The sequence below is a fragment of the Pseudomonas sp. H3_A02 genome, from assembly GCF_054671965.1.
In genome coordinates this window covers 3,190,612-3,217,529 of sequence record NZ_CP162807.1, presented here as the reverse complement: position 1 = coordinate 3,217,529, position 26,918 = coordinate 3,190,612, and the positions used below count along the sequence as shown (strand labels likewise).

Here is a 26,918-nt window from a genome sequence, read left to right as displayed (position 1 = left end):
TGTCAGCGTACGGCGGCAATCCCTGGCTAAGTTGGAGGAATGCCGCCTCGTGTTGGAGAAAAACAGCTTTTTTCCGGGCTCAGCGCGCCTTGAGTTCAATGCGATACAAACGGCCAAGCAGCAACGAATAGGACAAGGTGCCAATCAGCGCCACACCGCCGATGAACCAGAAGGCCAAGGCAAATGAGCCAGTCTTGTGAACGATCGCGCCAATCACGATGGGGGTGACAATCCCGCCGATGTTGGCCGCCAGGCTGGTGATCCCGCCGGTCAGTCCGATCAGTTCCTTGGGCGCCACTTCCGACACCGCCGCCCACGAGGACGAAGCGATGCCCTGGGCGAAGAAGGCAATCGTCAGCACGGCGATGCAGATCACGTTCGAATCGGTGAAATTCACCAGCACGATGGACATGCCCAGCATCGAGCCGACCACCAGCGGTAGCTTGCGGGCAAAGGACAGCGAATAGCCGCGACGGATCAGCAGGTCGGAGACGATCCCGGCGAGCAGGATGCCTACCGTCGCGCCCACGAACGGCAACACGGCGAAGATTCCGGCCTTGATCATGGTCAGCTGACGCTCTTCGATCAGGTACGTGGGGAACCAGGTGAGAAAGAAGTACAGCGCCGAGGTGCTGGCGAACTTACCGATGCAAATCGCCCAGACCTGCCGATAGCTGAACAGCTCGGCGATCTGCCGCCAGTTGAACCGGGTGCGCTCTTGGCTGCTTTTGACCAGCCCGCCCCCGGCCTCGATGTACTTGAGTTCTTCCTGGCTGACTTTCTTGCAGTTCATCGGGTCGCGATACAGAAACAGCCAGGCCACCCCGAAGACGATGCCGAGCGCCCCGGTGCTGTAGAACACATGACGCCAGTCATAAGTGGTCGCCAGCCACAGCAACGCACCGGTAAACAGCGCCGTGCCCAGGTACTGGCCGCAGACGTAAATGCTGCTGGCCAGGCCCCGTTCACGCGCCGGGAACCACACCGTGACCGCCCGGCTGTTGGCCGGAAACGCCGGCGCTTCCATTGCGCCGACCGCCAGGCGCAGGCCAAACAGCGAAGCGAAACCCGTGGCAAAACCCTGGCACACGGTGACGGTCGACCAACTGATCAGCGACACCCCATAGGTGAACCTGGAACCGAAGCGATCGGCGATGAACCCGGCGGGCACCAGTGCAATGGCGTAGGTCCAGGCAAACGCAGAAAAAATCAGGCCCATCTCGATCTTGTCCAGGCCCAGGTCCTTGGCGAGGAACGGTGCGGCAATCGAAATATTCACCCGATCGATGTAGTTGATGATCGTCGCGATCAGCAGCAACGACAGCATGAACCAACGCCGCCGCGACGGCAGGCGCTTAGGCACCGCGGCGTCCCGAGCGCTGGCAATTTGGGAAGTGTGGGAGTTCGACATGGTGGACCTCGTTATTGTTAGAAGCGTCGAAATGTTTACGAGCAGCCGAAATCAATGCCCTCGATGCCGGGGCAGAACAATCGCTACAGGAATGAGAGGCGCGAACAGCCGGTGTCAGGTGTTCAAAGAGGCCTTGCAACAGGATCCGTCGCAGGCGCAATCGGGAAGGTCAACGTGAAGCAGGAACAGGTTCATGATGTGCGCACCTTTGATTGTTTTTGGAGGGAGAGTCGGGTTGCGTGGCCCCAACAGTGGTCGTACGACCATTCAAAATCAACTGAGGTGTTAGATCATTTTTCCCGGTCTAAACCGGGTCCAAGAAACCTGTCCAAAAAAACAAGCTCACTGAGTTTTTTAAAACTGTTTTTACATTGTAAATAACTATATGTTTTTAAAGGATAAATACTCTAAATACGAATTTTTCGTTTTGGACAACCGCCCTCCATCCTCGGGCTACAGAAAATTCAGTCCAGGCGCCAAGTCATCGTATAACATCTTGAAAATAGGCCATATGCACCGCCACAATCGCTGTCACCGCCATGCCCCGCAGAGGATTCCCAGGAGATGTCATCACCGAGCCGAGTCCCCACCTATGTCATGCAGCAACGCAGCGAATTGACCGACTTCTACATCCGCGACAAAAAGGGCCGGCGCGCGGAAACCAGCCCACACCGCCATGAGTACTTCCAGATCCAGATCAACCTCGGCGGCGACACCGTGCAACACATTGGCAACGTCGAACGTCCGTTTCCACACAATACCCTGGCCTTCATCCTGCCCCACCGCGTGCACGTGATTCCGCACCCGGCGGACAGCAATTTCATCGTGATCAACTTCTCCCAGACGTTCCTGCTGCCGCACTTGCAGTGCGATCCCATGGATCTGGAAGAGGTTTCGATCCTGTTGGCGCCCGAGCTGTCACCGTTCCGCTTTCAAGAACATCTGGACTTCATTCTCGGCGACGACGATTTCGCCAAGGTATGCGCGTTGATCACGCAGATGCGCGCACTGGACGAGAATCGACAATTCGGCACCCGCGAGATGCTCAAGGGCCTGCTGCTGCAACTGATCGGCAGCGTCTGCGCCTTGTATGCCGAGCCGCTCAAGCGCTTGGCCGAAGAAAATGCCGCTGAAGTCAGCCGACGCGATGCGCTGGCCAGAATGTCCGAGTACTTGCGCAAGAACATCGCCGACCCCGATCTCAACTTGATCAAGGTGGCTGCCGCGACGTACCTGTCCCCCACGTACCTGACTCACTGGTTGCGCAAGGAAATCGGCAAGACCTTCACCGAACTGGTACTCGAACGTCGAATGCATGCGGCGCGCAATTACTTGCTCAATGGCACACGGCCAGTGGGCGAAGTGGCGAGGTTGTGCGGGTTTGCCGACGAGGCTTATTTTTCCAGGCGCTTTCGCCAGATACATGGCCAGCCGCCGGGGCAGTTCAGGCGACAACAGTTGAATCCGGACAGTCCGCAGTTGCCGTTGAACAATGGCTAGGTATTTCGACGCCATGAGCCGGCATCGTCAGGTTATCTATACTGGCTTTCCGGACGCAAACCAGAGCATGAAGAATGGCCCTCAAGCCCAATCAAAATCATCCAGTCATTTTGGTCCCCGCTCAACAAAGCGACTCGGATTCCCTGGTGAGTATTCGAATCGAGGCTATGCGCGAAAGTCTGGAGCGTGTGGGGCGATTTGATCCAATACGCGCACGCGAGCGGTTTATTAGTAGTTTCGAACCTCGTAACACGCACCACATTGATGTGTCGGGAAAGAGGGTTGGATTCGTTGTGGTCAAGCATCACAACAATGAGCTCTTACTTGACCACTTGTATGTGATACCAGATGCGCAAGGGTCAGGAATAGGCTCTGCTGTCCTCGATCATATTTTCAAGGAAGCGGATGCAGCCGCGCTCCCGATAAGGGTTGGCGCCCTTAAAGAAAGCGCCTCGAATCGCTTTTACATTCGCCATGGTTTCCGATTCGTCGAAAGCAGTGAGTTCGACAATTATTATGTTCGGCGGAACGTTTGTGCGGCTCGCTAGCTGACCACCCAAATGCAATCAGCGCAGGATCAATACCGTGGCCACTGCGATCACGGCCACCACGCCAAAAACCATGCGTGCGATCCAGGGCGCGGTGAGCCAGACGCCAGTCACCCCGGCAATCTGCCCCACGTTTTTCTCCGTCAGACGGAAGCTCGGTTCGCGGAAAGGGTTGCCGCAATGTGGACAGGCGTAGGCCTTATCGGAAATTCGCGAAGCGCATTCAGGGCAATCGATCAGACTCATTGTGCAACCTCAGGATGAGTGGAATTTCGGCTCTTCAAAAGACTGCTTATATGCAGTTTTTGTTCGGGATCAAGCTTAGCTTTTGATTAGCGCTATGCGAAAAAACGAACGGCTTCACAAAAAACACAGCCGTGGACGCTCGAACACCAATCGAACCCCTCGCAATACCATGGGTCTGCTCCTGTATGACCGCTTCGGAATCTGCTCCTATGTCCCCACACCAAAGCCTCGTTTTACTGGCACGAGGTGGCTATGCCGCTCGGGGCGTTATCTATCTGATCATTGGTATCTTCGCTTTGCTGGCGGCTCAAGACTCGAGCAAATCGAAGGATAGCCACAGCAGTCTGGAGGCGTTGTTAAGTCAGCCGTTCGGCCATGCTTTAGTTGGCCTGGTGGTGATGGGTTTACTTGCTTTCGCCGGATGGCGCCTGTTGCAGGCAACCCGTGATGTTGATCATCACGGTAAAGAGCTCAAAGGCTTGGTGATTCGGGCAGGCTTGTTGGCTGGAGGCTTGATCAACGGCGCCCTGGCGTTTTTTGCGTTGGGGTTGCTCATAAGCGGTCTTAAAAGCTCAGGCAATTCCGGAGGGGGAGAGACTCAGGATTTACTCGCGCGCCTATTGTCCTGGGATCATTCGAATGTGCTGATATACCTCATCGCACTGATACCGCTTGGCGTCGGCATCGCTCACATCATCAAGGGCTGGAAGGCGTCGTTCGAGAAGTATTTCGAAGCTGACGAAGACGTTATGCGCTATGTGCGCCCGGTGTCGCGCTTTGGCCTTATCGCCCGCGGGGTCGTATTCATTGAAATCGCCCTGCTGCTCATCATCAGTGGTTCGACTTATAAAGCCATGGACCCACCCGGCATGAAAGACGCCCTCGATGCACTGCAAAACCTGCCAGCCGGCGGTGTGGTTTTAATGGTAATGGCGTTGGGGCTGATCGCGTTTTCGGTCTACAGCTTTTCCGAAGCGGCCTGGCGCAAGATCAACATGGATGTGCCTGGAATGTCGGGAACATAGCGTTGCTTATTGCTGCACAGGTTTTACACGACGCAAAAGATCGTCCAGTACGTAGGTATCCAGAAAAGCTGTTACTTCAGTGACCCGGCCGTCCTTGAAGGTCATGTGCCATAGGTAGGTGTTGTTGTAAGGCCTTTGATCAAGGGCTGTGGCCTTTCCGTTCCATAGAACGACCACGACATCGTCCTCGGCAATGATGCTTCGGACAGTGGGAGAGATAGGGGTGGCCAGCCGAGCGCTGATCGGCCTTACGGCCCGCTCCATTAAATCTGTCTTGCTGTTATATACAGTAGACACCGGGCTTGATCCGGCAACGGTCCATATGGCGTCAGGCGCCAGCAGATCGAACACGGTGCCTTTGCCTTGTTGCCAGTTCGTGAACGCTTGGCGGACCAGATCCGTATTGGCATGTTCAGCGTTTTCCGAAGCCCAGACGTTGTTGGTTAGAAACACTAAAGACAGTGCAAGAGCCTGGACGCGCCAAGCCAAATTCATCCATGTGGTCATGATGTTCTCTCACGGCAGTGCAGTGGATAAGACGCTCTTCCAAGAGAACCTTAACGGCACGTGCCCAGAAGCTTTTGCCCGATGCTGCTGTGAGGTTGCCTGATGCTGTTTGGTAATCAGGCCACTGTGGGAGCGAGCTTGCTCGCGATAGCGGTGGGTCAGTCACTTTGATGTTGGATGCATGGCCGTCATCGCGAGCAAGCTCGCTCCCACAGGGGTAGCATGCTTATTCCTGGATCTTCCACGTACCTTGTGTATTTTCCAGACGCCAGAAACCACAAAACCCCTGGTTTTCTTGGAAAACCAGGGGTTTTGTGTATCGAATGTGGCGGTGAAGGAGAGATTCGAACTCTCGATACAGTTTCCTGTATACACACTTTCCAGGCGTGCTCCTTAAGCCACTCGGACACTTCACCGTATCTCGAAAAACTGTTCAGTCTGTCGAGGCGCGCTAATGTAGTCGAAAGCTTTTCCGATGGCAAAGGTTTTTTTCAGAATTTTCATGCGGTTAAGCTTGGTCGGACATTTCCAACGCGCCTGGGCAGGGCAAACCGGCCAATCTTCGGGGCTATGCAGGCGCTGCTCTATAGATGAAGGCGAAGCGGGATGGGCGGGCCAGGCTATTTGCGGGGCTTGGAGCTGACCGGTGAGTCAGTCACGGCGCTTTACCTGGCCTGCGGCGGTGGGTAACGTCTGCGTCACTTCTCTTACAAGGAATAGCGTCATGAGCGACTTGATTGCCTACCATCTCGAAGACGGTATTGCGACCCTGACCTTGAACAACGGCAAGGTCAATGCCATTTCGCCGGATGTGATTGCCGCGTTCAACGCTGCGCTGGACCAGGCGACGAAGGATCAGGCGGTGGTGATCATTACCGGGCAGCCGGGGATTTTGTCGGGCGGCTACGATCTGAAGGTGATGACCGCCGGTCCCAAGGAAGCGGTGAGCCTGGTCACGGCCGGCTCGACGTTGGCCCGTCGCCTGCTGTCGCACCCCTTCCCTGTCGTTGTTGCTTGCCCCGGGCATGCGGTGGCCAAAGGTGCGTTCCTGCTGCTGTCGGCGGACTACCGCATTGGTGTGGAAGGGCCGTTCAGCATTGGCCTGAACGAAGTGCAGATCGGCATGACCATGCACCACGCCGGTATCGAACTGGCTCGTGATCGTCTGCGCAAGTCGGCGTTTCACCGCTCGGTGATCAATGCCGAGATGTTCAATCCTCAGGGCGCTGTGGATGCGGGCTTCCTCGACAAGGTGGTGTCGGCCGAGGAACTGCAAGGCGCGGCCCTGGAAGCAGCGCGTCAGTTGAAGAAAATCAACATGTCCGCCCACAAGAACACCAAGCTGAAAGTTCGCAAGGCGTTGCTGGATACCCTGGACAGCGCGATCTTGCTGGATCAGGAGCATATGGGCTGACGCTCTCTGGTCACTCAAGGCTTACACGGATCACCGTGGCGAGGGAGCTTGCTCCCGCTCGGCTGCGCAGCAGTCGTAAAAACTTGCCAGCCGTTTGTTCCTGATGCACTGCGGCGTATGGTTTTGGGGCTGCTGCGCAGCCCAGCGGGAGCAAGCTCCCTCACCACGGGTCCAGCCCTTCCCTAGAGTTGGGATTTTTCATACGTACAGAGTTTAAAAGTCCGCAACCGCTCTAGGCCGCTTCTGTCGCGCCATGTGGAAACATGCGCTTAAACATCGTCCATTTCCTACCTCTATAGGGGCAATTGCCGAAAACAGTGCACATCCGTACACTGCGCCACCTTTTGTCCCGATGGGGCCCTGTAGATGCTGTTTGTACTGCGTATGTTGTTGATGGGCCTGCACTTTGTCCTGGCGGGTGTGCTCGGGGTGATGCTGGGTCTGTGCCGACCGTTCAATCCGGACAACAGCCGTTTATGCGCAAGGCTGTACGCATTGCCGGCCATGTTCATTTTGGGCCTGCGGGTCCGGACACAGGTCGACACGCTGATGGATAAGCCCAACGGCTGCGTGATCATCGCCAACCACCAATCCAACTATGACCTGTTCATGTTCGGTAACGTGGTGCCGCGCCGTACCGTGTGCATCGGCAAGAAGAGCCTGAAATGGGTGCCGCTGTTCGGGCAATTGTTCTGGCTGGCCGGCAATGTGTTGATCGACCGTGGCAACGCGATCAAGGCGCGGCAGTCGATGCTGACCACCACACATACGTTGCAACACGAGGACACCTCGATCTGGGTTTTTCCGGAAGGCACGCGCAACCTGGGCGAGGACCTGCTGCCGTTCAAGAAAGGCGCATTCCAGATGGCAATCGCCGCCGGGGTCCCGATTATTCCGGTGTGTGTCAGCAGCTACATCACGCACATGCGCCTCAATCGCTGGCGCAGCGGTGACATCCTCATACGCTCATTGCCGACGATTCCTACGGCCGGATTGAGCATGGAGGACATGCCCCGGCTCATCGCCCAATGCCGTGAACAAATGCGCGAATGCATCGCGACAATGGACCGGCAGTTACAAGCCGCGTAATGGAAAACCCGCCCCCTCGGCGGGTTTTCTTTTACCGCCGAACTCTGCAGATTTTGCTGACTCACAAGCAACAGGGCGCGCTAAGCTGGACGTCGCCTGCCACTGCCATTTTCCAATAAGAAGTGAACCACCATTATGGGTAGAGTCGTTGCCGCTGCGGTCTACAGCGCCGGTAAGAAAGTCACCAATATCACCCTCGACGAAGGCAGTGCCTGGGCTGCCAAACCTGGTCATTTTGTGTGGATCGGCCTCGAAGAGCCCAGTGCCTTGGAGCTGACCAACCTGCAGCGTCAATTCAACCTGCACGAATTGGCCATCGAAGACGCCATGGAGAAACACAGCCGGCCCAAGCTGGAGACCTTTGGCGATGCGCTGTTTATCGTCACGTATTCGCCGATACGCGAGGACGGCAAGCTGGAATTCATTGAAACCCATATCTTTGCCGGCAAGGGCTACATCATCACGGCGCGCAACGGTCACTCAGCGTCCTACGCCCATGTCCGACAGCGTTGTGAGGCACGTCCGCTCTTGCTGAAACATGGGGAAGATTTCGTCCTCTACGCCATCCTTGATTTCGTGATTGAAAACTACCAGCCGGTGGGTGAAGCCATTCACGCCGAAATCGATGAGCTTGAACGCAATGTGTTGTGCAGCTCGCTGAATGAGCGGGATATCCAGAACCTGCACAGCTTGCGCCGCGACGTGTTGCGCCTGCGTCGCTATGCAGCGCCGATGGTGGAAATCAGCGAAGAGTTGCAGCGACTCGACTTCCCCTTCATCGACAAGAACATGAGCCCGTATTTCCGCGACGTGCAGATTCATGTCACGCGGCAAATGGAAGACCTGGCGACCCTGGCCGACATCGCCAGCCAGACCATCGAAGTCGGCGTACTGCTCGAAGCGTCGCGCCAGAGCGTGGTGCAGCGCAAGTTCGCGGCGTGGGCGGCGATCCTGGCATTTCCCACGGCAGTGGCCGGGATCTACGGGATGAACTTCGAAAATATGCCGGAGTTGACCTGGCACTATGGGTATTTTCTGGTGCTTGGATTTATCGGGGTGGGGTGTACGGGGTTGTGGGCGAGTTTCAAGCGGTCGGGGTGGCTGTAGGCGGGCGCTCTTCGGTGAGGTTTATGTGGCATTCATCGCGAGCAAGCTCGCTCCCACACTGGATCGGTGTACGACGCAAATCCACTGTGGGAGCGAGCTTGCTCGCGATGAGGGCGGCACATCCAACACCAAGGTCTACTGATCCACCGCTATCGCGAGCAAGCTCGCTCCCACATTAGAGATGTGATGATCTTTAGCCTTGGCTGGTCTCGGCCTGCGGCTTGTGCGCAACGAAACGCATCATCCACTCCGCCACCGTCGTGCCGTGGTGCTCGTGGGCCAGGCTCGCCACGCCTTGGCTGTAGATCTGCTCGCCGAGGTGTTGCTGGCGAATCTCCAGCAAGGCCCGGGAATAATCATGGATGAACTCCGGATGGCCCTGGAAGCACAGCACCTGATCGTTGATGTGGTAGGCGGCGAACGGGCAGAAATCGCTGGAGGCGATGACGGTCGCGCTTTCGGGCAGTTCGGTGACCTGGTCCTGATGGCTGATCAGCAGGGTCAGCTCTTCCATCACCGGGTTCATCCACGGCGCCTTGGCCGCAAGTTTGTAGCGATGGGTGCCGACGCCCCAGCCCTGGGTGGCGCGTTCGGTCTTGCCGCCCAGCAACAGCGCCAGCAGTTGATGACCAAAGCACACACCGAGCAGTTTATCGCCGCGCTGGTAGCGCTCCATCAGGTAGGTCTTGAGGGTTTGAATCCAAGGGTCGGTGCCGAAGGAGTCAGCCTTGCTGCCGGTCACCAGATAAGCGTCGAACACCTCGTCATCGCTGGGGTAATGCCCCTCCATCACGTTGTACACGATGAATTCGGCCGCGATGGGCTGCTGTGAAAACAGGCGCTGGAACATCTGCCCGTAACCCTGATATTGGTCGACCAGTTCCGGACGCAGGATATCGGTTTCCAGAATGCAGATGCGTAGCGACATAAAAAATACCTGACACGTGATGGGAATATTGCACACCCCAGAGCCTGCCCTGAAACACGGTTCCAAGGCAAGCCCCTTCCCAAGTCTGTCAGAACAGTTCGTGCCGGGCGGCTTTCTCCAACAACAAGGCCGGCGGTGAGAAGCGCTCACCGTATTGCTCGGCCAGATACTGGGCGCGACCGACAAAGTCTTGCAGGCCGTATTGGTTGATGAACTGCAACGCACCGCCGGTCCAGGCGGCGAAACCGATGCCGAAGATCGAGCCGATGTTGGCGTCGGCGGTCGAAGTCAGCACCCCCTCCTCCACGCAGCGCACGGTTTCCAAGGCCTGGATGAACAGCAGGCGATCACGGATATCCTGGGGTGAAATCTGCCCGTCGGCTTGCTCGAAGCGGCTTTTGAGCTGCGGCCACAGGTACTTTTGCCCATTGGCCGGGTACTCATAGAAACCGGCACCGGCGGACTTGCCCGACCGCTGGTATTCGTTGAGCAGCAAGTCAATCACGGCGAACGCCGGATGCTCAATCGGCGTTTTCCCTTCTGCGTGCAGGTCCTTGGCGGTTTGCGCGCGGATATGGCTCATCAGGCTGAGGGAAACTTCGTCAGAGATCGCCAGAGGCCCGACCGGCATCCCGGCCTTACGGGCTTCGGTCTCGATCATCGGCGCACTCACGCCCTCGCCGAGCATGGCGATGCCCTCGTTGGTAAAGGTGCCGAACACCCGCGACGTGAAGAAACCGCGACTGTCGTTGACCACAATCGGCGTCTTGTTGATCTGCAGGACAAAATCGAAACACCGGGCCAAGGTCGCGTCACTGGTGCGTGCACCCTTGATGATCTCCACCAGCGGCATCTTTTCCACCGGGCTGAAGAAGTGCAGGCCGATGAACTTCATCGGGTCCGGCACGGCCGTGGCCAGGCCGGTGATGGGCAAGGTCGAGGTATTGGACGCGATCACCGCATCATCGCCCACCACCGCCTGGGCCGCAGCCGACACGCAGGCTTTCAGGGCGCGATCTTCAAACACCGCTTCGATGATCAGGTCGCAACCGGCCAGGTCTGCGTTGCTGTCGGTGGGGTGAATCCGTGCCAGCGTGGCTTCGCGCTGCTCGGCAGAGAGTTGGCCGCGGGCGACCTTTTTATCCAGCAACGCCGCCGAGCGGGCCTTGCCCTTCTCGGCCGCCGCCAGGTCGACATCCTTGAGTACCACTGCAATGCCGGCCACGGCGCTGACATAGGCGATTCCCGCCCCCATCATACCGGCGCCGAGCACGCCGACTTTTTTCGTCAGATAAGGCGCCAAACCTTGTGGGCGAGAGCCGCCAGCCTTGATCTCGTTGAGCTGGAACCAGAAGGTACCGATCAGGTTCTTCGCCACCTGGCCGGTGGTCAGCTCGGTGAAGTAGCGGGTTTCGATCAGATGGGCAGTGTCGAAATCCACCTGGGCGCCCTCCACCGCTGCGCAGAGGATTTTCTCCGGTGCCGGCAGGCAGCCCTGGGTCTTGTTGCGCAGGATCGAGGGGGCGATCGCCAACATTTGCCCGACTTTCGGGTCGGACGGCGTGCCGCCCGGAAGCTGATAGCCCTTGGCATCCCAGGGCTGCACGACGCTGGGGTTGGCAAGAATCCAGGCCCGGGACTTGGCCAGCAGTTCGTCACGATCCTTCGCCAGTTCATGGATCAAACCGGCCTGCAGCGCTTGTTGTGCACTGACCTTCTTGCCTTCGAGCAGATACGGCAGGGCCTTTTCCAAACCGAGCAGACGCACCATCCGCACCACCCCACCGCCTCCCGGCAGCAGGCCGAGGGTGACCTCGGGCAGACCGAGTTGCACCGATGGCAGGTCCAGCGCCACACGATGATGGCAGGCCAGGCAGATCTCCCAGCCACCGCCGAGGGCCGCGCCATTGATGGCCGCCACCACGGGCTTTCCCAAGGTTTCCAAGGCACGCAGTTGCGCCTTGAGCAGCAAGACCATCTCGTAGAAAGCCTTGGCTTCAGGCTTGCCGACCTTGACCAGTTCGTTGAGGTCACCGCCCGCGAAGAAGGTGTGCTTGGCCGAGGTGATGATCACACCGGCAATCGAGTCCTTTTCTGCCTGCAAACGGGCGACGCAGGCGGCCATGGCCTCACGGTACACCGCATTCATGGTGTTGGCGCTCTGGCCTGGCATGTCCAGGGTCAGGACGACGATCCGGTCCTGGGCGATTTCGTAACGGATGGCAGCGGTCATGAATAAGTGTTCCTTGAAATCGGGACTCAGAGGCGTTCGATGACGGTGGCAATGCCCATGCCACCGCCGACACAGAGGGTCGCCAGGCCATAGCGCAGGCGACGCGCCTCCAACTCGTCGAGCAGTGTGCCAAGGATGGCGCAGCCGGTGGCCCCCAAAGGGTGCCCCAGCGCGATGGAGCCACCGTTGACGTTGACCTTGGCAGGCTCGATGGCCATGTCCCGGATGAACTTGAGCACCACCGAGGCGAAGGCTTCGTTGACTTCGAACAGGTCGATGTCCTCCACCCGTAGCCCGGCCTTGGCCAGTGCCTTGCGCGTGGCCGGCGCCGGGCCGGTGAGCATGATGGTCGGGTCGGTACTGGTGACGGCCGTGGCGACGATTCGTGCCCGGGGTTGCAGGCCCATGGCGCGCCCCTTGGCTTCGGAACCGATCAACATCAACGCCGCACCGTCGACGATGCCGGAACTGTTGCCCGGCGTGTGCACATGATGGATTCGCTCGACATGGCTGTAGACCCGCAGCGCCGTGCCGTCGAAGCCCATCTGGCCCATGGCTTCGAAACTCGGCTTGAGCTTGCCCAGGCCTTCGAGGGTGGAGTCGGCGCGGATGAATTCGTCGTGGTCCAACAGCACGATGCCATTTTGGTCCCGCACGGCCACCAGGGATTTATCGAACGAACCGTCGGCCCGGGCGCGTGCGGCTTTTTGCTGGGAGTGCAGCGCGTAGCGGTCGACGTCCTCGCGACTGAAGCCTTCCAGGGTGGCGATCAGGTCGGCGCCGATGCCCTGGGGAATGAAGTGACCGTGCAGGTTGGACTGCGGGTCCAGCGCCCACGCACCGCCATCGCTGCCCATGGGCACCCGGGACATGGATTCGACGCCGCCGGCCACCACCAGGTCTTCGAACCCCGAACGCACTTTCATGGCCGCCAGGTTCACCGCTTCCAGGCCCGAGGCGCAAAACCGATTGAGCTGCACGCCCGCCACGCTGACATCCCAATTGGCTACCAACGCAGCGGTCTTGGCGATATCGGCCCCCTGCTCGCCCACTGGCGTCACGCAACCGAGCACGATGTCGTCGACCTGGCTGGTGTCCAGATCCATGCGCTGCTGCAAGGCGCTGAGCAGCCCCCCCATCAGGTTCACCGGCTTGACGCTGTGCAGGGCGCCATCGGCCTTGCCCTTGCCACGAGGCGTGCGTAATGCGTCGAAAATCAAAGCTTGGGTCATGACGTCCTCGAACCACGGGGTAATACGATGCCTCCAACCATAAGCCCAGCGGCGCCGGATTCAATGACCACAGCGCTCAATGGCGTTGACGGCCACGCTCAGACGAACGGTAGCGAGCTATCGGGTTAACCGATTCAGGTGGGCAAGCTGTCTAGCAAAAGGGCCGGCAGGAAGGTGGCAATAGGCCTCATGCCGTTTTAATAGCGACACGTACCAAGCTGATACGAATTGGATCTAAGCCAAGGCGGCCGCGGCCCCTAATGTAATCCTTGTACAAGTCAGTCGTCGGGTTTTGCCGAGGCGCTTGTCGGAACAGGAAGTGCACCGCCAGCCGTCATGGATATGCAGGCTGGTTTTCAGGACATAACAAAAAAGGCGGATCAGCCATGTTCAAACATTCGAAAGTTCGTCAAGCCGGACTCATTCTCTTTGCCACGACGCTGCTGTTGATTTTGCCGAATATCACCAAAGTGATTGGCTGAAATCCCGCGCGGGGGCCTCTGCATCATCCAATACGTTGTGTCGCCAAAAAATGTGATGGGTTCACTGTTCGAGCTGCGATGGCTGTGCCAACCTTTGCGGCCCCCCCTCGACATGGAAGGCGATCGATTTGAAAGCTCTCATTGTGTTCGGGGCGTTGCTGCTCAGCACGCCCATTTATGCCGCGCAACTGGTGCTGGAGTTGGGCGCGAGCACGCGTACCTGGCAAACCGAGGAACTGCTCAAGCACCCGGACGCTCGAACGGTCCAGATTGCTGAGGACGTTTCCTACAAGAAACCCATGAGTTATCGAGCCGTGCCGCTGACGTCACTGTTGACGGGCATCCAACCGGACGACCACCTGCAGGCCGTTGCCCTGGACGGCTTCGCCGCCGAGATGCCCGCGGCGCCATTACTCAACAAGAGCGGGGCCCGGGCCTGGCTGGCGATCGAGGACCCGACCAAGCCCTGGCCGTCGCTGGGGGAAGGCAAATCCAGTGCCGGGCCTTTCTATTTGGTCTGGACCGACCCGCAGGCGGGTCATATCAGCCCGGAACAATGGCCCTACGCGGTAGCGACCATCAAGCGCCTGTCGGCGGTGGCCGAACGCTTCCCGGCCCTGCTACCAGCGCCCAACCTGGCCAAGGACGACCCGATCAATAAAGGTTTCGCGCTGTTCCAGAAGAACTGCCTGGCGTGTCATCGGCTCAATGGCGCTGGCGATGCACAGTTCGGCCCTGACCTGAACATTCCTTTCAATCCCACCGAATACTTCTCCGGGGATTTCCTCAAACGCTACATTCGCGACCCGCAAGGCATGCGGCATTGGCCCCAGGGCAAGATGCCCGGGTTCTCGGCAGCGGTGCTACCGGACTCGGAGCTGGATTTGCTGGTGGGTTATTTGAAGCATATGGCGGGGCGCAAGCAGCCATTGGCCCCGTAAGATTGCTTTTTTTGTGGCGAGGGGATTTATCCCCGTTGGGCCGCGAAGCGGCCCCCAAACCAGGCAACTCGGTGTGCCAGCAAGATTGAGTTCACTGCTTTAGGGCTGCTGCGCAGCCCAGCGGGGATAAATCCCCTCGCCACAAAAGCTCGCTCACCAAGCGGTTATTGTTGTTGCACCGTGATCACTGGCGCCGATGTCACGACCAGCTTGGCGTGCATCTGCTCGCAACCACCGCCACGGCGCATGCCACGCACCGGGCAGGCGTCCAGGTAATCCAGGCCCACGGCCAGTTTCAGGTGACGCTCCGGGCGTGCCAACTGGTTGGTCACGTCGAAGCTGTACCAGGCGTCGTCCAGCCAGGCCTCTGCCCAGGCATGGCTCGCCAGGTGCTCGCTCTCTTCACTGAACAAATACCCCGACACATAGCGCGCCGGCACGCCCAGGCTGCGCGCGCAGGCCAGGAAGGCGTGGGTATGGTCCTGGCACACCCCACTACGACCGGCAAAAGCCTGGGCCGCACTGGTCTCGACTGCCGTGGTGCCGGGGATGTAGATCATGTGCTGGTTCAACCCGTGCATCAGGTCGATCAGCGCCGTGCGATCGCGACGCTGCTGGCATTGCTGCGCGGCGAAAGTTCGAAGGGCCTCGTCCGCTTCGGTCAGCCGGGTGAAGCGCAGGAACGGCAGCGCCGATTGGCTCTCGTGTTCGGCTTCGCGCAACGGATCGATATCCACTTGTCCGCGAGCACCGATGATGACCGTTTCGTGGGGCTCATCCAGGGTCAGCACATGGAGGATGTTGCCGAACGGATCCAGTTGCGCCCGCACCGGCCGGGGCAAATCCAGTTGCCAACTCAGCACATGCTGGCGTTCGCTGTCGTGGGGCGTCAGGCGCAGGTACTGGATGCTGGCGCGAACCTGGTCTTCATAGTGGTAGGCCGTTTCGTGGCTGATCGAGAGTCTCATATGACCTCCAGGTAGGAACTGTGAATGGCATTGCCCAGTTCACGGACCAGTGGGATGAATTCGGTGAGCCAGGCATGCAGGCCCCCGTCGAGGATTTCGTTGATGCCGGTGTAGCGCAGGCGTGCGTCCATTTCCGCCGCCAGCCGTTGTGCCTGCCGGCCGTTGGTGCCCGGCAGGCTCGCGAGGATCTGGTTGATTTCTTCGGTACAGGCGCGCAGCGAACGCGGCACGTCGGCGCGCAACAGCAGCAACTCAGCCACATGGCGAGCGCCCGGGGCCTCACGGTAGATCTCGGTGTAGGCCTCGAAGGACGACAAGGCCCGCAACAACGCGCTCCATTGGTAGTAGGCGTGGGCCGTACCGTCGCTGACCGCGTCGGCCTGGTCGCCGGCCATTTCGTAGCGGGCGTCGAGCAAGCGCAGAGTGTTGTCGGCCCTTTCGATAAAGGTTCCCAGGCGAATGAACCGGAACGCGTCGTTACGCATGATGGTGCCGTAGGTCGCGCCACGAAACAGGTGCGAGCGCTCCTTGATCCACTCGCAGAAACGGCTCATGCCGTAGCGATTCAAGCCTTGCTCGCCGATACCGCGAATTTCCAGCCAGGTGGCGTTGATGTTTTCCCACATGTCGGCGGTGATTCGACCACGTACCGCATGGGCACTGACGCGCGCGGAACCGAGACAGCTGTAGATGCTGGCCGGGTTGGCCGCTTCCAGGGCAAAGAAATGCAGCAGGCGCTCGGCGTGCAAGTCACCGTGTCGCTCCCGGTAATCGTCCAGCGTGCCAGTAATCAGCAGCGGCATGGCCAGCTCGTGCAGGCCGTCGCCACGCCCGTCCTGGGGCATCAATGACAACGAATAACTGACGTCGAGCATCCGAGCGAGGTTTTCGGCCCGCTCCAGGTAGCGCGACATCCAGTACAGGTCCGAGGCGGTTCTACTCAGCATGGCAGCTCCTCAATCCTCGACCACCCAAGTGTCCTTGGTGCCGCCGCCCTGGGATGAATTCACCACCAGGGAGCCTTCGCGCAACGCCACCCGCGTCAGCCCGCCAGGGACCACGCGGGTCTCGCGGCCAGCCAGCACAAACGGCCGCAAGTCGATGTGGCGCGGGGCGATGCCGTTTTCGACAAAGGTCGGGCACGTCGAGAGCGACAGCGTCGGCTGGGCGATGTAGGCATGCGGCTTGGCCTTGATCCGCTCGCGAAAGGCATCGATTTGCGCCGTCGTCGCGGCCGGCCCCACCAGCATTCCATAACCGCCGGAACCCTGGGTTTCCTTGACCACCAGGTCGGGAAGATTGGCCAGTACGTGGGAAAGCTCAGCAGGATTACGACACTGCCATGTAGGAACGTTCTTCAGGATCGGCTCTTCGTCCAGGTAAAAGCGGATCATGTCGGTGACGAACGGGTACACCGACTTGTCGTCCGCCACCCCCGTGCCGATGGCATTGGCCAGCACCACGTTGCCGGAACGGTAGGAGGACAACAGGCCCGGTACGCCGAGCATCGAATCCGGATTGAAGGCCAGTGGATCGAGGAACGCGTCGTCGAGGCGACGGTAGATCACATCCACCGCCTTCGGCCCGTCGGTGGTGCGCATGAACACTCTGTCATCCCGTACGAACAGGTCGGCGCCTTCCACCAACTCCACGCCCATCTCCCGGGCCAGGAACGCGTGCTCGAAGAATGCGCTGTTGAAACGCCCCGGCGTCAGCACCACGACGCTGGGGTCATCCAGCGGACTGGAGCTTTTCAGGGTGTCGAGCAGCAGGTTCGGATAGTGGTCGATGGGGGCGATGCGCTGGGCGGCGAACAGTTCGGGGAACAGGCGCATCATCATCTTGCGGTCTTCGAGCATGTAGCTGACGCCGCTGGGCGTACGCAGATTATCTTCGAGCACGTAGTAGGTGCCGTCACCGTCGCGTACCAGGTCGACACCGCAAATGTGCGCATAGATGTCACGGTGCAGGTCCAGCCCTTGCATCGCCAGTTGGTACTGTTCGTTGGCCAGCACCTGCTCGGCGGGAATGATACCGGCCCGGATGATCCGTTGTTCGTGGTAGAGGTCGGCCAGGAACATGTTCAGTGCCTTGACCCGCTGGATGCAGCCGCGCTCGACCACCCGCCATTCGCTGGCCGGGATGCTGCGCGGGATCGTATCGAACGGGATCAGGCGCTCGGTCCCTTGCTCGTCGCCGTAGAGCGTGAACGTAATGCCGGCACGATGAAACAACAGGTCGGCTTCACGCCTGCGTTGCGCCAGCAACTCGTCGGGCGTTTCGGCCAGCCAGCGGGCAAACGCCTGGTAATGCGGGCGGACCTGGCCGTTGGCATCGTACATTTCATCAAAACCGCTGCGGATCATGCCGTACTCCTTGTCACCCTGGCAGCAAGGCTTCGCAAGCCCCGTGCCATCGGCATAAACGCTTTATGATCAACGGGTTGGAATCTCCATTGAGAGGCCGCGCACTTTTACAGTGCAGCAGATGCCCCCAACCCGCCGCCCCCCGCTTCATTGCGACGCAGGGGCGTCGCTCTCCTGAGCATAGCCATGGAAAAACGAAGCGGCGCGGTCTGGATACAGTTAGGTACAAACCGGGCGGCTGTGGTGTTACTCACATATTCGACATCTGCCACAAATCCCTGTGGGAGCCGAGCTTGCTCGCGATGGCGTCGGTGCATTCAACATTGATGCAAGCTGACCCACTGTCATCGCGAGCAAGCTCGGGCTCCCACAAGGATTTTCGGGTAATCCGCAGACATGAAAACGGCCGACACAAAGGTCAGCCGTTGCTGTGGTTGCGGTGAGAGACTGTCAGGCCTGCAGCCGCCGGATCTCTTGCTTGACACCCCAGCCCTCGATAACGCCACCCAAGGGTTCGACGACTGCCTCAAAGTCTTGCTCGAAGTCTCCTATGTCATCGTAAGTGGCATACATCACCCGGCTCAGTTCCAATGACCAAGCCCCGTCGTCCCGTGCACTGATCTGCGCGTTCAACGATTCGCCCCGAAAATGACCTGCCGCCCTGCGCGCCCGCTCCTCGTCCGGGAAAATGGCGTAGAACTCAATGGGATGGAATCGGGAAAAATCGAAACCGCCTTCTTTCATGCGGCGCAATACGCTGGTGCTGATGTCTTCTTGATAGGCTGTGCTCATGAAACGTCCTCCTAAAACCGATGGATAGACTTTCCGTCTTCCCGTGCATGAAGCCCTCAGGCTGCAAGCGATACGGCATCAAATGGCCGTCGGGACACAAGCATGTAGCTGACAAGACCGGACCTTGGCGATCCTTTCGCTGATCTCAATTGCAGAGTAGCCGCAAGTGATGGCCACTGCCAAGCGGGGCCAGACAACGATTTCATGAAATCGGTTTAATGCTGATGATTTCGATGCTGTATTGAGACTTGAGGTTCTTGACCGTCGGGTCTTCGGTGCGACCCTCCAGATCATTGAGATCCAGTTCGTTGGCCACTGGAAGCAGCCTTTCGCGAATCAGCTGTGCAGCCTGCTCCATGGTGGGCTCCTGGTCATAGTCGAACTCCTGGACGTTGGTTTCGCTGTGATCATCCACGAAAGTGATTTCCCACTTCTGCATCGGTGTCTCCTTGATCAATTCAGGGCCTGGCTTACCTTTATCTCGACATTGAGGGCCGGATAATCGTTCCGCTGGATGCCTGGACGGCACACATGAAAAGACCGCCTCAAGGGCGGTCTCTTTTGTGCAACCTGGCCAATCACTTTTCGGCGCGTTCCTTCAGGGCCTTGAGGGTGTTGAACGGCGCATCCACTACAAACTTGTTAGCCACCATGGACGGTACGCTACCACCCGGCTCGGTGTGGACTTGATAGATCACTTCGACCTGGTCCGCGCCCTTGGGAGTGAACTTCCAGAAACCGTCGACCTTTGTCACACGCACAAAGCCCTTCTCCTCAGGCAAATACTCAGGTAAGCCCTTGAGCTTGCGGGTCAGGCTGCCGTCCGCGCCCTCCTCGGTGGTGACTTCCAGCACCGAGTCCCGAGGCGTGACCGGCCATGGCGTGTTGAATTGGGTATAAGTCCAGCTCTTGTCGCCTTCGTGCTTGAGCAGTTTCTGGCTCTTGCACTCATGGATCCAGGCGCAGGCGCCAGCAACGTCCTCCTGCAGGCTCCGCAACTTGGCCATGGTGGTTTTCATCACCGTCACGCCGCGATAGGCCTTGTACTTGGAGCCCGTCACTTCACTGAGGGAAACCTTGATGCCGTCCTTCTCCTTGGCAACCTGCCAGTCCTCTGCCTGAGCGGTGGCCGTTGCCAGCAACACGGTCAACCCACACAACACAGCCATACGATGCAGCGAACCCATAGTCTTTTCCTTATTGTCCAAGTTCGTTCATTTCGGATCCGTTCACTACGCTGCCGTGACTTGCTCCCACCAACCGATCAACCGGATGGCCTCTTCACTGCTGCTGCCGCACACCTCGACGTCGGCTTCAAATGCCGAGCACACCGCCGGACGCCCCGGCTGGCCGAAGATCCGGCACAGGTTATCGACTGACAATTGCACGCAACGTTCTCCCGCCGGTTTGCCTTGGGGCATGCCAGGGATCGGTGAGCTGATGGAAGGGGCGATGCAACAGGCGCCACAGCCTTCACGGCACTTCATGACGAGAACATCCTCACGACAGGTAATGATGAATAACAGCACACAGAGTAACGGCTAAAACACTCGTTTTAAATTACCGTCTGCGTGTTTTTTTGCCCTTGGCGAGATGACCGAACGGTCAGCGACGAGCTGCATACCTGTGGAAGGTTTACTGCTTGAACTCGAAATCCAGTGCCGCACCTTCCACCTCGTTGCGCTCCTGATTGCGCAACGGCAGTTGCATTTCATTGCTCAACAACCGGCCATTGAGCTGGAACGGTCCGGGTTTCTCTCCGAACATTGACGGCAAGAGCGGTTCCCGCTTGGGCAGCGGTACCTTACCCGGAGGCTGCAGTTCCTCGACCATGTCATGGGGCAGGCTCAGGTCCAGCTTGGCCGGTGGCAATGGAGTCTTGGCGATCTGGTGGGCGGATTTGCTCTTGGAAGCAATGGGGGCACGCTTTTTTTCTTCGCCGCAACCGCCTTTTTAGCGGACGGCTTCTTGGCCACCGCGGTTTTTTTCGACGCATTCTTCGTGGCACTAACGGCCGGTTTTTCCTGCGCCGGAGCCGCCACGGCGACGCCTTCCATTTGGAAGGCACTGAACAGGCCGATCAAAACCCAGGCAACAGGAACAATGGCTTTCATAGACACAACGGCACTGACGGCAGATATCCCCATGCTCGCCTGATAATGAGGCGCTGACAAGCACATCAAGCTAAGCCGCTGATTCCTATAGAAACCCGTTGGCGGTCTCTTGACACAATTGCGTCGCCAACAACCCCAGCGTCATCAAGGCCCGCTCTGCCTCGCGGTTCCAGGGTGTACCGCAATTCAAGCGAATGCAGTGGTTGAACTGCTCGGTGTTACTGAAAATCAGTCCAGGCGCGATACTGATGCCTTGTTGCAACGCCCGCACATGCAACTCCTGGGTATTGACCCGCCCCGGCAGGCTGACCCACAGGATGAAACCGCCGTTGGGACGGCTCATTTGCGTGCCTTCGGGGAAGTATTGTTGCACCGCCAGTTGGAAGGCACTGAGGTTCTTGCGGTACTCCTGGCGGATATAGCGCAGGTGCCGGTCATAGCCGCCGTTTTCCAGGTAGGCGGCAATGCCCATCTGCGTAACGCTGCACGCCGAGTGAGTGCTGAAGGTCTGGAGCCGCTGGATTTCCTGCTGGAATTTCCCCGCGATCATCCACCCGATGCGCACTCCTGGCGACAAGGTCTTGGAAAAACTCGAACAGTAGATAACCCGGTCCAGTCGGTCATAGGCCTTGAGGGCCTTGGTACGCCCCTGCTCGAACATCAACTCGCCATAAATATCGTCCTCGACGATCTGGATGTCGAAGTCCGACGCCAGGCGCAGCAGTTGCTTTTGTCGTTCTTCCGGCATGGTGCCACCAAGCGGATTGCTCAGGCGCGTGGTCAGCACCAGCGCCTTGATCGACCACTGGTTGGCCGCCAACTGCAAGGCTTCCAGGCTCATACCAGTGACCGGATCGCTGGGGATCTCGATGACCTTGAGGCCCAATAGATCCGCCAGTTGCAGCAAGCCGTAATAGGTCGGCGACTCGGCGGCAATCAAATCCCCCGGCCGCGTGAGCACCCGCAAGGACATCTGCAGCGCATCGACGCATCCGTGGGTGATCACCACCTCGGAAGGGTCCACCACGACACCGGCATCGCGCATGCGAATCGCCACTTGGCGGCGCAACGGCTCGAAACCCGGGCTGAACATGTAGCTGAACGCCCGTGGGCTGTGGAAACGCGTGACCTTGGCCAGTTGCTGATGCAAGGCTCGAACAGGCAGATAGTCGACGCTCGGCACCGCCGCGCCCAGGGGGAACACCCCTTCGCGTCGCGACTCGACCAATACCTGCTGGATGATGCTGCTGCGCGTCACCAACCCCGGACGCTCTACCCGGGCAATGTCCGGCGTCGGTGCCGTCAGGGCCGGCGTCTGGTGCACGTAGTAGCCTGATTGCGGCCGCGCGCGAATCAGCCCCTGGTCTTCAAGGTTGGCGTAGGCCTGCAGCACCGTGGCATGGCTGACGTTGAGCTGCGAGCTCATTTTGCGCACCGAAGGCACGCGTTCACCGGGCTGATACACACCACGCCGGATGTCTTCAGCCAGCTGTTGAGCAATACGTTGATAGAGCAGGAGGTTGGTCATGACGCAGCACTCGATTTCACGGGCATTTTATTCTTGTTGGAAACGATACCGGAACAGTTTAGAAGTGTACTGGGACAGTTGCCAGATTACTCGACAGTACAGTGGAGTGACAGCTCTAACTGTACTCATCCTGCGTCGACTGCAGGGCCAAAAAAACCCGGCGCCTGTTACAGGGGCCGGGTTTTCCAGTGACGCAACCCTTAGCGGGCGGCGCCGAGCTGGCCTTTTTCGTCGGAGAACACAATTTCAACGCGACGGTTCTGTGCCCGGCCCCGCTCGGAAGCATTGACGTCCACCGGGTACTCATCCCCATAGCCTTCGACCTGAATGCGCTTTTCATCAATCCCCAGGTCCACCAGTACATCCGCTACCGACTGTGCACGGTCGCGGGACAGCTTGAGGTTTTCCTGCTTGCCGCCGGTACTGTCGGTATACCCCTCGATACGCACCACGCGCTTGGGGTTGAGCTGCAAGAACTGCACGATCTTGAGCACGACCCGGTTGGCCGAGTTCTTCAGTTCCGCTTCACCGGTGTCGAACAGCACGTCGCCCAGGGTCATCACCAGGCCGCGATCGGTCTGGGTGGTCGCCATCGCCATGATCTGCTCTTCGAGCCATTTGCCCTGCTGCTGCACACTCAGCAACTTGGATTCACGCAAGGCCAACTGCAGGCGCTGGCGCTCCAGTTCGAGCTTCGCCGCACGTTCTTCGTTGAGCACCTGGTTACTGTGTTCCCGGGCGATCGCACTGTAGCGTTGGCTCAGGTAGGCGTAATGCTGCACGTCCTCGCCGCTGCCCCAGTAGCTGGACAAGCGATCGGCACGAGCCAGGGATTCACCGGCGCGGATCAAGTCCCGGGGTGCGGCACGCAACACGTTGGCGTCTTCCTTGACCTTCTGGAAATCGGTGCTGGCCTGCTCGAGTGCCGCTTCGCTGCGTTGGCCGGCGCAGCCATACAAGCTGGCCAGGCCGGCGAGGACCAAACCGCCCAATACGTGGGAGTGCTTCATTGGGCGTCCTCCCTCAACTGTTTGCGCAAGCGCTTGATGCGGGTGTCGAGCACGTTCAATTGCTCCTGGCTCTTGAGGGTCAGCACCTTCGCTTCGGCCAGGCGGGCGTCGAGTTCAGCCTGTTCGGCCCGCATGCGCGCCTTCTTGTAGGATTCGTCGGCCATGTTGGATTTGGCGCGGGCGAATTTTTCTTCAGCCAGTTTCAATTCGGGCACTTCGTCGGCAGTGGCGCCAACGGCCCGGGCTTGCTCCAGTGCCTGTTCGGTCAGGCGGATCTGTTCATTCGGCGCCGGATCGGCTGCGCAGCCCGCCAGAGCCAGAACGGCCAGGGCAGCGAAAAGAGGTCGAATAGTCACTAATGTTCCCTACTGTTTTGGGGCACTGACAGGTGGCTGCAACTGTGTGTTCCAACGCTCTAGATTGCGCTGCAACACAGCCTCCGTCAGACCGGACGCGGCCAATTCTGTCATCTTTTGCGCCAGCTGTCCGCGTAACCATGGGTCATTGCAGGCGGAGTTATGGGAAACCGCGAGGAACAACCCGGGTTTGTCCACCGGTTGTGCCGCGGCTTGCAGGTCGCTGGCCATCCCCAGTGTCTGCGCCATCGCCAGGCCTGAATAGCGCCCCGCCAGGACATATTCCACCTCTCCCAACAGCAATTTCTGAAAGGCCTGGGTCAGGTTGGGCGTGCGCACCAAGGACAATTTCTGCTCGGCAAAAACGCCGAATCCTTGGGTCATGCGAGACTTTTCCGACAAGGCGCCGGGATGACCGTGAAGATCCTCGGGCTGGTTGATGACCAAAGTCGAGTCCTGGCGGGTCCAGACAAGGTAATCGTTTTCCAGCAAGGGCGGATGGACGTAATCCAGCGCCTCCAGCCCGGTGACGGTCAGCGGAGCGTCGGTGAGCAGGTCCATGCGTCCACTGCGCACTTCGTCCAGCGCCTGGGCGCGCTTGCCGGCATACAACAATTCGATCTTGATCCCCAACTCCGCCGCGACGTGCCCCAGCAGATCGGCGCCAGCGCCAATCAGGTGCTTGGGGTCCTGGGGGTCTTGCCATAGGTAAGGTGGCGCATCCGGACTGCCGGTGGCGATCAGGCGTTCACATTTGCCGGCGGCGACAGACAGGCTCGGCACGAGCGCCAACGTCCACAGCAACGACCAGCCGGTCAAACGACGCAGATCCATGGCGATATGCTCCCCTTGCAGCGAAAAAAACAGTGCAGAAAATAAAAAGCCCGGCCAAAGGGCCGGGCTCTTTATAAGTGAAGACGCCGGATTAGACCAGCTTCTCCAGCTCAGGGATGGCTTCGAACAAGTCCGCTACCAGGCCGTAGTCAGCCACCTGGAAGATCGGCGCCTCTTCATCCTTGTTGATCGCCACGATCACCTTGGAGTCTTTCATGCCAGCCAAGTGCTGGATCGCGCCGGAGATACCGACGGCGATGTACAGCTGTGGCGCAACGATCTTGCCGGTCTGGCCGACCTGCATGTCGTTGGGCACGAAACCGGCGTCGACCGCGGCGCGGGAAGCACCGACGGCGGCGCCCAGCTTGTCGGCCAGGGCATAGAGGTGCTTGAAGTTGTCACCGTTCTGCATGCCACGACCGCCGGAAACGACGATCTTGGCCGCGGTCAGTTCAGGACGGTCGGACTTGGCCAATTCTTCGTTGAGGAAGCTGGAGATGCCGGCGTCATGAGCAGCAGCGACTGCTTCAACGGCAGCCGAACCACCTTCGGCGGCAACCGGGTCGAAACCGGTGGCACGCACGGTGATGACCTTGACCGCAGCGTTCGATTGCACGGTGGCAATGGCATTGCCGGCGTAGATCGGGCGCTTGAAGGTGTCGGCGCTTTCAACCGAGATGATTTCGGAGATCTGGTCGACGTCCAGTGCGGCGGCCACGCGCGGCAGGATGTTCTTGCCGTTGGAGGTGGCGGCAGCCAGGATGTGGCTGTAACCCTTGCCCAGCTCGGCGACCAGCGGAGCAACGTTTTCCGGCAACTGATGCGCGTAGGCGGCGTTGTCGGCCGACAGCACTTTTGCCACGCCAGCGATTTTCGCAGCGGCTTCGGCAACGGCGCCAGCGCCCTGCCCGGCTACCAGGACGTGGACATCACCACCGATTTTGGCGGCGGCTGCAACGGTGTTCAGCGTGGCCGGAGCCAGCGCTTTGTTATCGTGTTCGGCGATTACCAAGATAGTCATAGTCAGATTACCTTCGCTTCGTTTTTCAGTTTCTCGACCAGTTCAGCCACCGACTTGACCTTGATGCCCGCGCTGCGTGCAGCCGGCGCTTCGACTTTGACGGTCTTGTTGGTGGAGGCGGTGGAAACGCCCAAAGCGTCCGGAGTCAGCACTTCAAGCGGCTTCTTCTTGGCTTTCATGATGTTTGGCAGGGACGCGTAGCGCGGCTCGTTCAAACGCAGGTCGGTGGTGACGATGGCCGGCAGTTTCAGGGAAACGGTCTGCGCGCCGCCGTCGATCTCACGGGTCACGGCAACGCTGTCGCCGGACACTTCGACTTTCGATGCGAAGGTGCCCTGACCGTAGCCGCTCAATGCCGCGAGCATCTGGCCGGTCTGGTTGTTGTCGCTGTCGATGGCCTGCTTGCCGAGGATCACCAGCTGTGGCTGTTCCTTGTCGACTACGGCCTTGAGCAGCTTGGCCACGGCCAGGGAAGTCAGGTCTTCGGCGGATTCGACGAGGATGGCGCGATCGGCACCCAGTGCCAGCGCGGTGCGCAGTTGTTCCTGGGCGGTGGTCGGGCCGATGGAGACGACGACGATTTCCGTTGCCACGCCTTTCTCTTTCAGGCGTACGGCTTCTTCCACGGCGATTTCGCAGAAGGGGTTCATCGACATCTTGACGTTGGCGAGGTCGACGCCGGAGTTGTCCGCCTTGACGCGAACCTTGACGTTATAGTCGACCACTCGTTTGACAGCTACAAGAACCTTCATGGATTCCTCGTTACTCTCCGGTGAAAAAAAGTCGCCTAGGCGAACCTGGCGGTTGATGCTCATGGGCGCAAGGGCACCTCTAAAAACGCCGGCATGAACCACACATGACCTTGCTCACGGGAGTGAAGACCATTGGTCAGTGATGACCGATGAGTCATTCATTATCGCGGCGTGTAAACTGCGCCTCGGAACCGCGCAATACGTCACTTTATGCTGCCTTCGCCCTGTCTTTAGAGGTGCTCTTGAAACCAACAGTCAGCCTACGGCGAGCGCAAAACCGCCCGTATCTTGACCGGAACGCCTATTCCGGTCAATACGGCAAAATGGTCAGTCATAAGCCGTACGTCAGTGATTTATCTGGGCTGCGGCAATTTCAAACAAACGTTTGTATTGGACCCTGAGAGTGGTGTAGATATAATGCGCCGCTTAAGAGAGACCCGCGGTTCATCCATTGTCGATTTCGTCGCTTTTTGCGAAGCAAACAAGGATGCAACGCCAAACCTCCAATTAGAAA

26 protein-coding genes, 1 tRNA gene and 1 pseudogene are annotated in these 26,918 nt (G+C 59.1%); 7 read left to right on the top strand and 21 right to left on the bottom strand.

Annotated elements, in window-relative coordinates; all coding sequences use genetic code 11:
- Positions 1–79: 79 nt before the first annotated feature.
- Entirely contained in the window at positions 80–1,411 is a 1,332-nt protein-coding gene (locus AB4N80_RS14290) for an MFS transporter (protein ID WP_460082592.1), read from the bottom strand.
- Between the two features lie 564 nt (positions 1,412–1,975).
- Here AB4N80_RS14290 and AB4N80_RS14285 point away from each other — a divergent pair.
- Together AB4N80_RS14285 and AB4N80_RS14280 are read left to right on the top strand one after the other, a co-directional pair.
- Positions 1,976–2,911, top strand: coding sequence for a helix-turn-helix transcriptional regulator (locus AB4N80_RS14285; protein WP_122568654.1), 936 nt, complete (start codon positions 1,976–1,978; stop codon positions 2,909–2,911).
- Between the two features lie 74 nt (positions 2,912–2,985).
- On the top strand, positions 2,986–3,459 hold the full coding sequence (locus AB4N80_RS14280; RefSeq protein ID WP_354339633.1) for a GNAT family N-acetyltransferase: 474 nt from the start codon (positions 2,986–2,988) through the stop codon (positions 3,457–3,459).
- Positions 3,460–3,477: 18 nt separating this feature from the next.
- On the opposite strand, the gene AB4N80_RS14275 is transcribed toward AB4N80_RS14280, so the two are convergent.
- On the bottom strand, positions 3,478–3,705 hold the full coding sequence (locus tag AB4N80_RS14275) for a zinc ribbon domain-containing protein (protein WP_122568653.1): 228 nt from the start codon (positions 3,703–3,705) through the stop codon (positions 3,478–3,480).
- A 209-nt stretch (positions 3,706–3,914) separates the two neighbouring features.
- On the opposite strand from AB4N80_RS14275, the gene AB4N80_RS14270 reads away from it, so the two are divergent.
- A complete protein-coding gene (locus tag AB4N80_RS14270) occupies positions 3,915–4,730 on the top strand; it encodes a DUF1206 domain-containing protein (RefSeq protein ID WP_460090479.1) in 816 nt (271 codons plus the stop codon).
- A gap of 6 nt (positions 4,731–4,736) precedes the next feature.
- Here AB4N80_RS14270 and AB4N80_RS14265 read toward each other — a convergent pair whose 3' ends face one another.
- Together AB4N80_RS14265 and AB4N80_RS14260 are read right to left on the bottom strand one after the other, a co-directional pair.
- On the bottom strand, positions 4,737–5,225 hold the full coding sequence (locus AB4N80_RS14265) for a nuclear transport factor 2 family protein (protein WP_122568651.1): 489 nt from the start codon (positions 5,223–5,225) through the stop codon (positions 4,737–4,739).
- A gap of 338 nt (positions 5,226–5,563) precedes the next feature.
- A tRNA-Ser gene (locus AB4N80_RS14260) sits at positions 5,564–5,653 on the bottom strand.
- Positions 5,654–5,961: 308 nt separating this feature from the next.
- On the opposite strand from AB4N80_RS14260, the gene AB4N80_RS14255 reads away from it, so the two are divergent.
- From AB4N80_RS14255 to AB4N80_RS14245, 3 genes are all read left to right on the top strand, one after another.
- On the top strand, positions 5,962–6,651 hold the full coding sequence (locus tag AB4N80_RS14255; protein ID WP_122568650.1) for a crotonase/enoyl-CoA hydratase family protein: 690 nt from the start codon (positions 5,962–5,964) through the stop codon (positions 6,649–6,651).
- Positions 6,652–7,017: 366 nt separating this feature from the next.
- Entirely contained in the window at positions 7,018–7,740 is a 723-nt protein-coding gene (locus AB4N80_RS14250; RefSeq protein ID WP_122568649.1) for a 1-acylglycerol-3-phosphate O-acyltransferase, read from the top strand.
- A 135-nt stretch (positions 7,741–7,875) separates the two neighbouring features.
- Positions 7,876–8,847, top strand: a complete 972-nt coding sequence (locus tag AB4N80_RS14245) for a magnesium and cobalt transport protein CorA (RefSeq protein ID WP_122568648.1) — start codon at positions 7,876–7,878, stop codon at positions 8,845–8,847.
- Positions 8,848–9,040: 193 nt separating this feature from the next.
- On the opposite strand, the gene AB4N80_RS14240 is transcribed toward AB4N80_RS14245, so the two are convergent.
- The 3 genes from AB4N80_RS14240 to AB4N80_RS14230 form a co-directional block, all read right to left on the bottom strand.
- Positions 9,041–9,775, bottom strand: coding sequence for an amidotransferase (locus tag AB4N80_RS14240; protein ID WP_122568646.1), 735 nt, complete (start codon positions 9,773–9,775; stop codon positions 9,041–9,043).
- A gap of 88 nt (positions 9,776–9,863) precedes the next feature.
- Positions 9,864–12,008 carry a 3-hydroxyacyl-CoA dehydrogenase NAD-binding domain-containing protein gene (locus AB4N80_RS14235; protein WP_460082583.1) on the bottom strand — a complete coding sequence of 715 codons (2,145 nt, stop codon included), beginning with the start codon at positions 12,006–12,008 and terminating at the stop codon, positions 9,864–9,866.
- A gap of 26 nt (positions 12,009–12,034) precedes the next feature.
- Entirely contained in the window at positions 12,035–13,240 is a 1,206-nt protein-coding gene (locus AB4N80_RS14230; RefSeq protein ID WP_460082581.1) for an acetyl-CoA C-acetyltransferase, read from the bottom strand.
- A 610-nt stretch (positions 13,241–13,850) separates the two neighbouring features.
- Between AB4N80_RS14230 and AB4N80_RS14225 the strand changes: the two genes are divergently transcribed.
- The gene (locus AB4N80_RS14225; protein WP_460082578.1) at positions 13,851–14,663 is read left to right on the top strand and encodes a c-type cytochrome; all 813 of its coding nucleotides are present in this window, start codon (positions 13,851–13,853) and stop codon (positions 14,661–14,663) included.
- 164 nt (positions 14,664–14,827) lie between these two features.
- Here the strand turns inward: AB4N80_RS14225 and AB4N80_RS14220 are convergent, their stop codons facing one another.
- The 14 genes and pseudogenes from AB4N80_RS14220 to AB4N80_RS14155 all read right to left on the bottom strand — a co-directional run bounded on the left by AB4N80_RS14220 (position 14,828) and on the right by AB4N80_RS14155 (position 26,404).
- The gene (locus AB4N80_RS14220; RefSeq protein ID WP_122568642.1) at positions 14,828–15,631 is read right to left on the bottom strand and encodes a transglutaminase-like domain-containing protein; all 804 of its coding nucleotides are present in this window, start codon (positions 15,629–15,631) and stop codon (positions 14,828–14,830) included.
- Positions 15,628–16,578: an alpha-E domain-containing protein gene (locus tag AB4N80_RS14215; RefSeq protein WP_122568641.1), complete on the bottom strand. Its 951-nt coding sequence runs from the start codon at positions 16,576–16,578 to the stop codon at positions 15,628–15,630. Before AB4N80_RS14215 ends, AB4N80_RS14220 begins: the two co-directional genes overlap by 4 nt.
- Before the next feature lie 9 nt (positions 16,579–16,587).
- Positions 16,588–17,997 carry a circularly permuted type 2 ATP-grasp protein gene (locus tag AB4N80_RS14210; RefSeq protein WP_122568640.1) on the bottom strand — a complete coding sequence of 470 codons (1,410 nt, stop codon included), beginning with the start codon at positions 17,995–17,997 and terminating at the stop codon, positions 16,588–16,590.
- A 450-nt stretch (positions 17,998–18,447) separates the two neighbouring features.
- A complete protein-coding gene (locus AB4N80_RS14205) occupies positions 18,448–18,789 on the bottom strand; it encodes a ribonuclease E inhibitor RraB (RefSeq protein WP_003179463.1) in 342 nt (113 codons plus the stop codon).
- A 202-nt stretch (positions 18,790–18,991) separates the two neighbouring features.
- Positions 18,992–19,228 carry a hypothetical protein gene (locus AB4N80_RS14200; protein ID WP_122568639.1) on the bottom strand — a complete coding sequence of 79 codons (237 nt, stop codon included), beginning with the start codon at positions 19,226–19,228 and terminating at the stop codon, positions 18,992–18,994.
- 139 nt (positions 19,229–19,367) lie between these two features.
- Complete coding sequence (locus tag AB4N80_RS14195) at positions 19,368–19,976, bottom strand: START domain-containing protein (protein WP_305490885.1); 609 nt, start codon at positions 19,974–19,976, stop codon at positions 19,368–19,370.
- A 45-nt stretch (positions 19,977–20,021) separates the two neighbouring features.
- The gene (locus AB4N80_RS14190; RefSeq protein ID WP_122568637.1) at positions 20,022–20,276 is read right to left on the bottom strand and encodes a YkgJ family cysteine cluster protein; all 255 of its coding nucleotides are present in this window, start codon (positions 20,274–20,276) and stop codon (positions 20,022–20,024) included.
- A gap of 148 nt (positions 20,277–20,424) precedes the next feature.
- Positions 20,425–20,903, bottom strand: a pseudogene (locus tag AB4N80_RS14185) (translation initiation factor 2).
- An 85-nt stretch (positions 20,904–20,988) separates the two neighbouring features.
- Positions 20,989–22,431: an aminotransferase-like domain-containing protein gene (locus AB4N80_RS14180; RefSeq protein ID WP_122568635.1), complete on the bottom strand. Its 1,443-nt coding sequence runs from the start codon at positions 22,429–22,431 to the stop codon at positions 20,989–20,991.
- 200 nt (positions 22,432–22,631) lie between these two features.
- Positions 22,632–23,441 (bottom strand): OmpA family protein, encoded by an 810-nt coding sequence (locus AB4N80_RS14175; protein WP_122568634.1) that lies wholly within the window; start codon positions 23,439–23,441, stop codon positions 22,632–22,634.
- Positions 23,438–23,797 (bottom strand): DUF4398 domain-containing protein, encoded by a 360-nt coding sequence (locus AB4N80_RS14170; RefSeq protein ID WP_003204190.1) that lies wholly within the window; start codon positions 23,795–23,797, stop codon positions 23,438–23,440. Before AB4N80_RS14170 ends, AB4N80_RS14175 begins: the two co-directional genes overlap by 4 nt.
- Positions 23,798–23,806: 9 nt before the next feature.
- A complete protein-coding gene (locus AB4N80_RS14165; protein ID WP_122568633.1) occupies positions 23,807–24,631 on the bottom strand; it encodes a type 2 periplasmic-binding domain-containing protein in 825 nt (274 codons plus the stop codon).
- A gap of 91 nt (positions 24,632–24,722) precedes the next feature.
- Positions 24,723–25,652, bottom strand: coding sequence for an electron transfer flavoprotein subunit alpha/FixB family protein (locus AB4N80_RS14160; protein WP_460082569.1), 930 nt, complete (start codon positions 25,650–25,652; stop codon positions 24,723–24,725).
- Positions 25,653–25,654: 2 nt separating this feature from the next.
- Positions 25,655–26,404 carry an electron transfer flavoprotein subunit beta/FixA family protein gene (locus tag AB4N80_RS14155; protein WP_028620627.1) on the bottom strand — a complete coding sequence of 250 codons (750 nt, stop codon included), beginning with the start codon at positions 26,402–26,404 and terminating at the stop codon, positions 25,655–25,657.
- Between the last annotated feature and the right edge of the window lie 514 nt (positions 26,405–26,918).

What these genes read in the sequence shown, in the direction of transcription:
- AB4N80_RS14255 (WP_122568650.1), top strand. Translation starts at nt 5,962, where the DNA reads ATGAGCGACTTGATTGCCTACCATCTCGAAGACGGTATTGCGACCCTG.
- AB4N80_RS14205 (WP_003179463.1), bottom strand. Translation starts at nt 18,789, where the DNA reads ATGAGCACAGCCTATCAAGAAGACATCAGCACCAGCGTATTGCGCCGC.
- AB4N80_RS14175 (WP_122568634.1), bottom strand. Translation starts at nt 23,441, where the DNA reads ATGAAGCACTCCCACGTATTGGGCGGTTTGGTCCTCGCCGGCCTGGCC.
- AB4N80_RS14290 (WP_460082592.1), bottom strand. Translation starts at nt 1,411, where the DNA reads ATGTCGAACTCCCACACTTCCCAAATTGCCAGCGCTCGGGACGCCGCG.
- AB4N80_RS14230 (WP_460082581.1), bottom strand. Translation starts at nt 13,240, where the DNA reads ATGACCCAAGCTTTGATTTTCGACGCATTACGCACGCCTCGTGGCAAG.
- AB4N80_RS14180 (WP_122568635.1), bottom strand. Translation starts at nt 22,431, where the DNA reads ATGACCAACCTCCTGCTCTATCAACGTATTGCTCAACAGCTGGCTGAA.
- AB4N80_RS14155 (WP_028620627.1), bottom strand. Translation starts at nt 26,404, where the DNA reads ATGAAGGTTCTTGTAGCTGTCAAACGAGTGGTCGACTATAACGTCAAG.
- AB4N80_RS14220 (WP_122568642.1), bottom strand. Translation starts at nt 15,631, where the DNA reads ATGAGACTCTCGATCAGCCACGAAACGGCCTACCACTATGAAGACCAG.
- AB4N80_RS14165 (WP_122568633.1), bottom strand. Translation starts at nt 24,631, where the DNA reads ATGGATCTGCGTCGTTTGACCGGCTGGTCGTTGCTGTGGACGTTGGCG.
- AB4N80_RS14235 (WP_460082583.1), bottom strand. Translation starts at nt 12,008, where the DNA reads ATGACCGCTGCCATCCGTTACGAAATCGCCCAGGACCGGATCGTCGTC.
- AB4N80_RS14215 (WP_122568641.1), bottom strand. Translation starts at nt 16,578, where the DNA reads ATGCTGAGTAGAACCGCCTCGGACCTGTACTGGATGTCGCGCTACCTG.
- AB4N80_RS14270 (WP_460090479.1), top strand. Translation starts at nt 3,915, where the DNA reads ATGTCCCCACACCAAAGCCTCGTTTTACTGGCACGAGGTGGCTATGCC.
- AB4N80_RS14210 (WP_122568640.1), bottom strand. Translation starts at nt 17,997, where the DNA reads ATGATCCGCAGCGGTTTTGATGAAATGTACGATGCCAACGGCCAGGTC.
- AB4N80_RS14250 (WP_122568649.1), top strand. Translation starts at nt 7,018, where the DNA reads ATGCTGTTTGTACTGCGTATGTTGTTGATGGGCCTGCACTTTGTCCTG.
- AB4N80_RS14200 (WP_122568639.1), bottom strand. Translation starts at nt 19,228, where the DNA reads ATGCAGAAGTGGGAAATCACTTTCGTGGATGATCACAGCGAAACCAAC.
- AB4N80_RS14265 (WP_122568651.1), bottom strand. Translation starts at nt 5,225, where the DNA reads ATGAATTTGGCTTGGCGCGTCCAGGCTCTTGCACTGTCTTTAGTGTTT.
- AB4N80_RS14190 (WP_122568637.1), bottom strand. Translation starts at nt 20,276, where the DNA reads ATGAAGTGCCGTGAAGGCTGTGGCGCCTGTTGCATCGCCCCTTCCATC.
- AB4N80_RS14240 (WP_122568646.1), bottom strand. Translation starts at nt 9,775, where the DNA reads ATGTCGCTACGCATCTGCATTCTGGAAACCGATATCCTGCGTCCGGAA.
- AB4N80_RS14245 (WP_122568648.1), top strand. Translation starts at nt 7,876, where the DNA reads ATGGGTAGAGTCGTTGCCGCTGCGGTCTACAGCGCCGGTAAGAAAGTC.
- AB4N80_RS14160 (WP_460082569.1), bottom strand. Translation starts at nt 25,652, where the DNA reads ATGACTATCTTGGTAATCGCCGAACACGATAACAAAGCGCTGGCTCCG.
- AB4N80_RS14195 (WP_305490885.1), bottom strand. Translation starts at nt 19,976, where the DNA reads ATGGGTTCGCTGCATCGTATGGCTGTGTTGTGTGGGTTGACCGTGTTG.
- AB4N80_RS14280 (WP_354339633.1), top strand. Translation starts at nt 2,986, where the DNA reads ATGGCCCTCAAGCCCAATCAAAATCATCCAGTCATTTTGGTCCCCGCT.
- AB4N80_RS14285 (WP_122568654.1), top strand. Translation starts at nt 1,976, where the DNA reads ATGTCATCACCGAGCCGAGTCCCCACCTATGTCATGCAGCAACGCAGC.
- AB4N80_RS14275 (WP_122568653.1), bottom strand. Translation starts at nt 3,705, where the DNA reads ATGAGTCTGATCGATTGCCCTGAATGCGCTTCGCGAATTTCCGATAAG.